At 76.3% G+C, this 7,637-nt stretch carries 9 protein-coding genes; 6 read left to right on the forward strand and 3 right to left on the reverse strand.

The window, feature by feature from the left end; genetic code table 11:
• Positions 1–43: 43 nt before the first annotated feature.
• A complete protein-coding gene (locus tag SM577_RS28685; RefSeq protein WP_302921993.1) occupies positions 44–1,045 on the reverse strand; it encodes an ABC transporter ATP-binding protein in 1,002 nt (333 codons plus the stop codon).
• A gap of 178 nt (positions 1,046–1,223) precedes the next feature.
• On the opposite strand from SM577_RS28685, the gene shbA reads away from it, so the two are divergent.
• From shbA to SM577_RS28705, 4 genes are all read left to right on the forward strand, one after another.
• Positions 1,224–1,805: an RNA polymerase sigma factor ShbA gene (gene shbA / locus SM577_RS28690; RefSeq protein WP_302921994.1), complete on the forward strand. Its 582-nt coding sequence runs from the start codon at positions 1,224–1,226 to the stop codon at positions 1,803–1,805.
• Positions 1,802–2,605 (forward strand): anti-sigma-D factor RsdA, encoded by an 804-nt coding sequence (locus SM577_RS28695; protein WP_302921995.1) that lies wholly within the window; start codon positions 1,802–1,804, stop codon positions 2,603–2,605. Before shbA ends, SM577_RS28695 begins: the two co-directional genes overlap by 4 nt.
• Before the next feature lie 177 nt (positions 2,606–2,782).
• Entirely contained in the window at positions 2,783–4,036 is a 1,254-nt protein-coding gene (locus tag SM577_RS28700) for a DNA polymerase III subunit gamma/tau domain-containing protein (RefSeq protein WP_474588445.1), read from the forward strand.
• 303 nt (positions 4,037–4,339) lie between these two features.
• On the forward strand, positions 4,340–4,924 hold the full coding sequence (locus tag SM577_RS28705) for a hypothetical protein (protein WP_302921997.1): 585 nt from the start codon (positions 4,340–4,342) through the stop codon (positions 4,922–4,924).
• A 46-nt stretch (positions 4,925–4,970) separates the two neighbouring features.
• Here the strand turns inward: SM577_RS28705 and SM577_RS28710 are convergent, their stop codons facing one another.
• A complete protein-coding gene (locus SM577_RS28710; RefSeq protein WP_474579984.1) occupies positions 4,971–5,543 on the reverse strand; it encodes a YdeI/OmpD-associated family protein in 573 nt (190 codons plus the stop codon).
• Between the two features lie 4 nt (positions 5,544–5,547).
• The gene (locus SM577_RS28715; protein ID WP_474579985.1) at positions 5,548–5,958 is read right to left on the reverse strand and encodes a VOC family protein; all 411 of its coding nucleotides are present in this window, start codon (positions 5,956–5,958) and stop codon (positions 5,548–5,550) included.
• A gap of 62 nt (positions 5,959–6,020) precedes the next feature.
• Here SM577_RS28715 and SM577_RS28720 point away from each other — a divergent pair, with 62 nt between their 5' ends.
• On the forward strand, positions 6,021–6,974 hold the full coding sequence (locus SM577_RS28720; protein WP_302922000.1) for a helix-turn-helix transcriptional regulator: 954 nt from the start codon (positions 6,021–6,023) through the stop codon (positions 6,972–6,974).
• Between the two features lie 111 nt (positions 6,975–7,085).
• Positions 7,086–7,490, forward strand: a complete 405-nt coding sequence (locus SM577_RS28725; protein WP_474588446.1) for a DUF2267 domain-containing protein — start codon at positions 7,086–7,088, stop codon at positions 7,488–7,490.
• The last annotated feature ends 147 nt before the right edge of the window (positions 7,491–7,637 follow it).

A 7,637-nucleotide genomic window follows, 5' to 3' on the forward strand; every position in this document is an offset into this window, starting at 1 on the left:
CCGCACCGGGGCACCCTCGCGCCGAGCCTGGTGATCCGGTCGCTCATTCGGCCGCCTCCCCGTCCCGGGCGCCGACCGGGATCTCGACGGTCGGGCGGTCGGCGGTCAGCCGGTCCGTGAAGGAGCCCGGCGGCGGGGTCACGCCGTGCTCGCGGCACCACGCGCCGGGTGGGCGCTCGGCCCGTCGGGGCCGGCCGTCGGAGGGCTGCAACTGGGTCGGGATGGGCGGCAGGGGCGGCAGCTCCACGCCGGCCTGGGCCTCGGCCCGCAGCTCCTCGGCGTCCTTCTCCTCGGCCATCCCGATCGGCCCGATCCGCTGGGCGTTGAGGAACTGCCGGACCACCGGCTCGGTGCTGGACAGCAGCATCTCCCGCGGCCCGAACATGGCCAGGTGCCCGTGGTAGATCAGCCCGATGTTGTCCGGCACGGTCCGGGCGGTGTTGATGTCGTGGGTGACGATCAGGAACGTCGCCTCGGTGCGCTGGTTGAGGTCGATGATCAACTGGTTGAGGTACGCGGTGCGCACCGGGTCGAGGCCGGAGTCCGGCTCGTCGAAGAGGACGATCTGCGGGTCGAGGACGAGCGCCCGGGCCAGCCCGGCGCGCTTGCGCATCCCGCCGGAGATCTCCCCGGGCAGCTTCCGCTCGGCGCCGGTCAGGCCGACCATCTCCAGCTTCTCGCCGACCACCGCCCGGATCTGCGCCTCGCTCTTGCGGGTGTGCTCGCGCAGCGGGAAGGCCACGTTGTCGTAGATGGTCATCGAGCCGAACAGGGCGCCGTCCTGGAACAGCACGCCGAACAGCTTGCGGACCTCGTACAGGGCACGCTCGGAGAGCCGGGGCAGGTTGTGGCCGGAGATCCAGATGTCGCCGCGGTCGGGCCGGAGCAGCCCGACCAGGGTCTTGAGGAAGACCGACTTCCCGGTGCCGGACGGGCCCAGCAGCACCGAGATCTCGCCGGCCGGCAGCGTGAGGCTGACGTCCGACCAGACCGGCTGCCCGCCGAAGGACTTGGTCAGCCCCTGCACGGCCACCTCGACGCCCACGCGGTCCCCTCTCCTCGGTGCTGCTACTTCGGACATCGCTGCGGCGCGGCGCGGTGTAACAGATTTCTCGCAATTTCTTTCCGGTACGGCCGAGCTACTCGCGGTGAGCTAGGCAAATGCCGGTCGGCTCGATAGCGTGCGCGTTAACCGGCCGGTAACGAAGGTGCTCCGCGACGCGATGACCACAACGATCGAGCCCGAACTCATCCGGCGGGCCGCAGAGGGCGACTCCAGGGCCATGGCGGCCCTGCTCACCGACGTGCGCCCGGGGCTGGTGCGGTACTGCCGGGCCCGGTTGGGGCGGATCGGCGGGGCGTACACCACGGCGGACGACGTGGCGCAGGAGATCTGCCTCGCCGTGCTGCGGGCGCTGCCCCGCTACCGCGACCAGGGCGCTCCGTTCTCCGCGTTCGTCTATGCCATCGCCGGGCACAAGGTGGCCGACGCGCAGCGCGCCGCGGCGCGGGCTGCCGCGGTCACCGCGGCCGCCGACGCCCCGCTCGACACCCCGGACGCGGAGCCCGGGCCGGAGCAGCAGGCCGTCGCCAGCGACCTCGCCCGCCGCCTGTCGGTGCTGCTGGACCGCCTGCCGGACGCGCAGCGGGAGATCGTCCTGCTCCGGGTGGCGGTCGGTCTCACCGCCGAGGAGGTCGGGGCGATCGTGGGCATGTCCGCCGCCGCCGTGCGGGTGGCCCAGTCCCGCGCCCTGGCCCGCCTCCGTACCCTGGCAGGCGACACACTGGACGAGGTGGCGGCATGACCGAGCAGCGGCCCCAGGGGGGCGACGAGCTGGACCTGGCGACCATCGCCCGGGACGACCAGCTGCTCGACGCGCTCGGCCGGGGCGAGCCGGCGCCGGCCGGCGACGACGTCGCCGCGATGCTCGCCGCCTGGCGGGCCGACCTCGACAACGCCGACGACGAGCCCGTCCTGCGGCCCGCCGTGCAGCCGCCGCCAGCGGCGCCCGCGTCCCGGCCGGCGGCGTTCGGGCAGCGCGTGCTGCGCCTCGCGGCGGCCGTGGTCGTCCTGGTGGCCATCGCGACAGCGCTCGGCGTCGCCAGCCGCACCGCCGGGCCGAGCAGCCCACTCTGGTCGCTGACCAAGGTGCTGCACCCTCAGCAGGCGCAGGTACGCACCGTCGAGGACACCATCGACCGGGCTCGGGTCGCACTGTCGGCCGGTCGGCTGGCCGAGGCCGCGCAGCTCGTCGAGCAGGCGCGGGACGACCTCGCCGGGGTCGACGACCGGGCGCTGGCCACCCGGCTGCGCGCGGAACTCGACGCCCTGCACCGCGAGCTGCTGGCCGCGCTGACGCCGCCACCCGCCCCCGCCACGGCCGCTCCGGCGCCCGCACCCACCGATGGCGGGTCCGCCCCACCGGCCGCGCCCGGCCCGGTGGGCTCGCCGCCACCCGCGTCGCCGCCGGCCGCCGGGGAGCCGGATCCGCCCCGCGTCCTGCCGTTGCCGTCACTGCCCACCCTGCTGCCCAGCGAGGGCCTGCCGCCGCTGCTCCCGTCGCTGCCCGGGCTGCCGCTACCCACCGGCAACCCGCTGGGCTGAGCACGCTCGGCCCGGCGGCCACGTCCGGCCCGGTCCACGGCCCACGGTTCGGCGCCGGCACCCGCGGCCGGTACTCCTTCGGCTGATGTCGATTTGTCGGGTGTCGGACCGTGTCCGTCCGCTCACCGTTCGGCACAATCAGGAGCAGCCCTGACAGGACTCCCGGAGGTGCGCGTGGTGCGGCGTCGCGGCCGGCTGGCTCGGACGGTGCTGCGTGGGCTGCTGCTGATCGCGGGCGCCCTCGGCGCCTGGAGCGCGTACGACGCGGTCGTCGACGAGGCCGCGTACGCCGCCGGTCCCAGCGAGCCGTGTCCGCTCGGCGAGCTGCTCGACGGGGTGGGGACGATCCTCGGCGCCCCGCTGCCCGGCGCCGCGACCGCCGCGCCGGGCGGTCAGGAGGCAGCCGAGGGTAGGCCGCACCCCGGCACCGCCCAGCCACCCGCGCCCGCCGGGTCGGCGGCCCCGCCCCCGGCTGGGCAGCGGCCGGTAACGGGCGCACCGCCGGCGGACGAACCGGCGCCCGGCCGGGCGGCCGGGCCGGCCCGGGCCGTGCCGTCGGCCGACGACCCGAACGCCCCCGGCGCGCGTCGGGAGGGCGCCCGGCCGGGTGAGCGGACGCCGGCCAGGGCAGCTCCGGGCAGACCGGCGAGCGCCCTCCGCCCGCCGGCCCGGCCGGAGGTGGCACCCGACCCCGGCACGCCGGTAGGGGACGCGCTGGCTCCGGTGCTCGGCCCGGCCAAGCCGATCGTGCGGGCGCTGGCACCGGCGCTCGGCCCGGCCAAGCCGATCCTGGAGGCGCTGGCACCGGCGCTCGGCCCGACCCGACCGGTCCTGGAGGCGCTGGCACCGGCGCTCCGCCCGGCCAAGCCGGTCGTGGCGGCGCTCGCTCCGGCGCTCGACCTGGCGGAGCCGGTGGTCGGAGCCCTCGAACCGGTGCTGGACGTGGCCGAGCCGGTGGTGGACGCGCTCGCCCCGGTACTCGACGTGGCCCAGCCCGTCGTCGGCGGGCCGACCGGGCCCCCGACCCCACCCCAGGGCGTCACCGGCGTCCGGTCCCCGGCGACCGCACCCGCACCGGCCGCCACCGCGCCGACCAGGACCACCCAAACCGCACCCCCGGCGCCGGTCGACACCGGCGCGTGGTGGCCCGCCGCGACCTCCCGGCCGTCCGGTGCCGACCAGCCGACCAGCGACGACGCCGCGGCGGGTCGCCACCGTCCGCCGGCCGGCGATCCGGGCCGCGCCCACCGCGAGGCGCCCGCCGGCTGCGGCAACACGGCCGGCACGGCCAGCGCGGGCGCCTGGTCCGGCGCCGCCGAGGGCCCCCTGCCCTGGGCCTGGCACCCGCAGCTCTGGCCGCAGGACGGTCACCCGGCCCGCAGCGACGAGCTGACCCACCGGACGAGCCGACCGGAGACCAGACCGGCCTGACGGCCACCCGGTCGGGCAGCACCCGAGGGCGCTGACCGGGCGACCGGCACTCCTGCCGGCCCCGCTCCGCACCCCGTCGTCGCCGCCCGACCGCGGCACAGGACGCACGGGGTGAGCGCTCGACGGGCCTTGCGGATCGGTCCGGTCGGCCCACCCACCGGCCCGGCGCACGATGCGCGCCCCGGTCGGCCACACCGCCACGAACCGGGTGCCGACACCCGACTCCCGCGGCCACGAAAGACCTGCTCCACCGCAACTCCGTCGCGCGGGCTCAGCCACCCGCGCACCTGGGAAGGAGAGCTCGTGAAGAAGACCCTGCCGGTCGCCCGCGCCCGCTGGTGCGACATCGCCGACATCGTCGACCTGGTTGCCGGCGCACTGGCCCGCACCGACACCGGCGCCTGGCTCGTGCCCGACGTCCACCGCCGACGTCGGGTGCTGGCCGCCGTCACCCGGATCTGGACCGAGCACGCGCTGCTCTTCGGCGAGGCGTACCTGGCCAGCGACCGCTCCGCCGCCGCCGTCTGGTTCCACCGGTACGGCCCGATCCCGCCGCCGCCCGGCTACGGCGAGCGGCTCGCCGTCGCCTGCGGCGACTACCTGGACCGGTTCCTGCTCCTCGACGAGGTCCTCGCCGACCGGCGGCCCACCGGCCCGCACAACCACCTGGCGTTCTTCGCGGTCGCACCCGAGCCACGTCGCGGCGACCGGTCCGGCACGCTGCTCGCCGGCAGTCACGCCCGGATGGACGCCAGCCTGCTGCCCTCGTACACGGAGGCGACGACGCTCGCCGAGCGGGACCTGTACGCCCGGCACGGTTACGTCGCGCACGGATCGTTCACGCTGCCCGACGGCACCACGGCGTACCCGATGTGGCACCGGCCGTGACGGCCGCCGGTGGGTCCGGGCGGGCCCACCGGCGGCCGACCGGCGCTCACCGCGCCGGCCCGCCCGCGGCCTCCAGGCCGGCGAGGGCCCGCCGCAGCGCCCCGGCCCGGGCCGCCGGGGTGCGCGCCTTGAGCAGCGGCAGGAACACCGCGTACCGGTCGCTGCGGCCGAGCGCCTGGTAGGCCGCGCGGGCGCGGTCGTTCGCCGCCAGCGCCGCGGCCAGGTCGTCGGGTACGGCGGCGCTGCGCTGCGGCGCGTACGCCGCCGCCCAGCGACCGTCGGCCCGCGCCGCCGCGACCTGGGCCCGGCCGGCGGGGCGCATCCGCCCGGCGGCCTCGAGCGCGGCGACCCGTTCGACGTTGACCCGGGACCAGGGACTGCCGGGCCGGCGCGGCGAGTAGCGCTGGAGGAAGTGCGTGTCGTCCAGGCGGCGGCGGTGGCTGTCGATCCAGCCGTGGCAGATGGCCACGTCGCCGGCCTCGGTGGCGGTCATGGTGCCCGCGCCGCTGCCCTTTCGGGCGATGGCCAGCCAGACGGCGGACCGGCTGGTGCCGTGCGCGGCGAGCCACCGGTCCCACTCGTCGACATCGGCGCAGCGGAGGATGTCGGCGTCGTCCACGGGCTCACTCCCTCCCGTCGACGATCTCGACGTAGTGCGGGTTGTACATCACGCCGAGCAGGTTGCCGAACGGGTCGACCACGGTGGCGGTGACGAAGCCCGCGCCCCGGTCCCGCGGCGGCTCGTGCTCGGTGGCGCCCATCGCGAGCAGCCGCGCGACCATGCCGGGCACGTCGTCGACGTGCCAGTAGAGGACGACGCCGCCCGGACCGGCGGCCGCACCCGGCGGCCGGTAGCGGCTGTCGATCAGGCCGAGTTCGTCCTGGTGGTCGCCGAGTCGCCATTCGGCGTAGCCGTCACGCAGGAAGTACGGCTCGAAGCCGATCAGTTCGCTGTACCAGGCCTTCGCCGCCGGCCAGTCCGCGGCCCAGTAGCTGACGTTGGCCATGCCCCGCAGTTTCGGTGTCTCCGTCATGCCCCTCACGCTAGGAGGTGTTGAGGAACGATCGGTTCCTCGATCTGACGCAGAATCGGGGAATGTTGGAAACCTCGGCGCGACTGCTGCGCCTGCTCTCGTTATTGCAGCAGCGGCGGGACTGGTCCGGCGCGGAGCTGGCCGGCCGGCTGCGGGTCACCACCCGGACGGTGCGCAACGACGTCGACCGGCTGCGGCAGCTCGGCTACCAGGTGGACTCGACCACCGGGCCGGCCGGCGGCTACCGGCTGGGTGCGGGCAACGCGCTGCCGCCGCTGCTGCTCGACGACGACGAGGCGGTGGCGGTCGCGGTGGGGCTGCGCGCCGCGGCGGCGGGCACTGTCACCGGCCTGGAGGACGTGTCGCTGCGGGCGCTGACCAAGCTGGAGCGGACGCTGCCGGCGCGGCTACGGCCGCGGGTGGACGCCCTGCGCGGGACGACGGTGTCGGCGGCCGGCGGCGGGCCGACGGTCGACGCCGACACGTTGACCACGATCGCGGCGGCCGCGCACGACCACGAGCGGCTCCGGTTCCGCTACGTGGGCCACGACGGGCAGAGCAGCGAGCGCGACGTCGAGCCGCACACCCTCGTCTATACCGGCCGCCGCTGGTACCTGCTGGCCTGGGACACCGACCGGCGGGACTGGCGCACCTTCCGCGCCGACCGGATCCGGCCGCTGCCGCCGGCCGGGCCGCGGTTCGTGCCGCGCGAGCCGCCCGGTGGCGACGCCGCCGCGCACGTGCTGCGTGGTGTCCGGTCGGAGGTGTGGAGGTACCAGGCGCGGATCCGGGTGCACGCGCCGGCCGCGGTGGTGGCCGAACGCAGCACCACCACCTCGGGGCAGGTCGTCCCGCTCGACGACGGCACGTGCGAGCTGGTCACCGGCACCGACTCGCTCACCGACCTGGCCACCTACCTGGCCAAGTTCGAGGTGCCGTTCACCGTGCTGGAGCCGCCCGAGCTGCGCGAGGCGCTGCGCGAGTTGGCCGCCCGCTACCTCGCGGCCGCCGGGTGAGGGCGGCGCACCGATACAGCGGGTTCCGGCGCGGCGCACCGGCCGCGCGGGCCGTTTGCCGGGCGGGCACGCGGGTAGACGCCGCTGTCCACGCAGAGAAAGGCCCGGCAGGTGGAGAACAGCGAGTTCATCGACTCGGTGGCGCGACGCTTGCGTACCTCACCCGAGCAGGCGACCGCCATCACCCGCGCCACCCTCACGACCCTCGCCGAGCGGATCGACGGGGGCGAGGCGCGGGACCTGTCCGCCCGGCTCCCCGAGGGGCTGCGGGCCTACGCGTTCGCGCCCCGGGACAAGGCCCAGCGGTTCGGGCTGGACGCCTTCGTGCAGCAGGTCAGCGGCCGGGCGGAGGTGGACGGCGACCTGGCGAAGGCGGGGATGCGCGCGGTGTTCGACACCCTCCGCGAGGCCATCCCGCCGGGCGAGTACGACGACGTCGTCACCCACCTGCCCGCGGAGTTCTGGGACCTCACCGACTCGGCGGCCCGCTACGACGGGGAGACCCGCCGCGGCTGACCCGTACCCGCGCCGGTCCGGGAGTCGGCGGCTCAGCGGAGCTTGGGGTCGAGGGCCTCGCGGACCGCCTCGCCGAGCATCACGAAGCTCAGCACGGCGGTGACGAGGAACGCGGCGGGGAAGAAGAGCAGGAACGGCGAGACGCGG

Source organism: Micromonospora desertarenae, from assembly GCF_056150265.1.

Bases quoted from the DNA above. Each gene is read 5' to 3' on its own strand.
- SM577_RS28720 (WP_302922000.1), top strand. From the start codon at position 6,021: ATGTTGGAAACCTCGGCGCGACTGCTGCGCCTGCTCTCGTTATTGCAG.
- shbA (WP_302921994.1), top strand. From the start codon at position 1,224: ATGACCACAACGATCGAGCCCGAACTCATCCGGCGGGCCGCAGAGGGC.
- SM577_RS28715 (WP_474579985.1), bottom strand. From the start codon at position 5,958: ATGACGGAGACACCGAAACTGCGGGGCATGGCCAACGTCAGCTACTGG.
- SM577_RS28695 (WP_302921995.1), top strand. From the start codon at position 1,802: ATGACCGAGCAGCGGCCCCAGGGGGGCGACGAGCTGGACCTGGCGACC.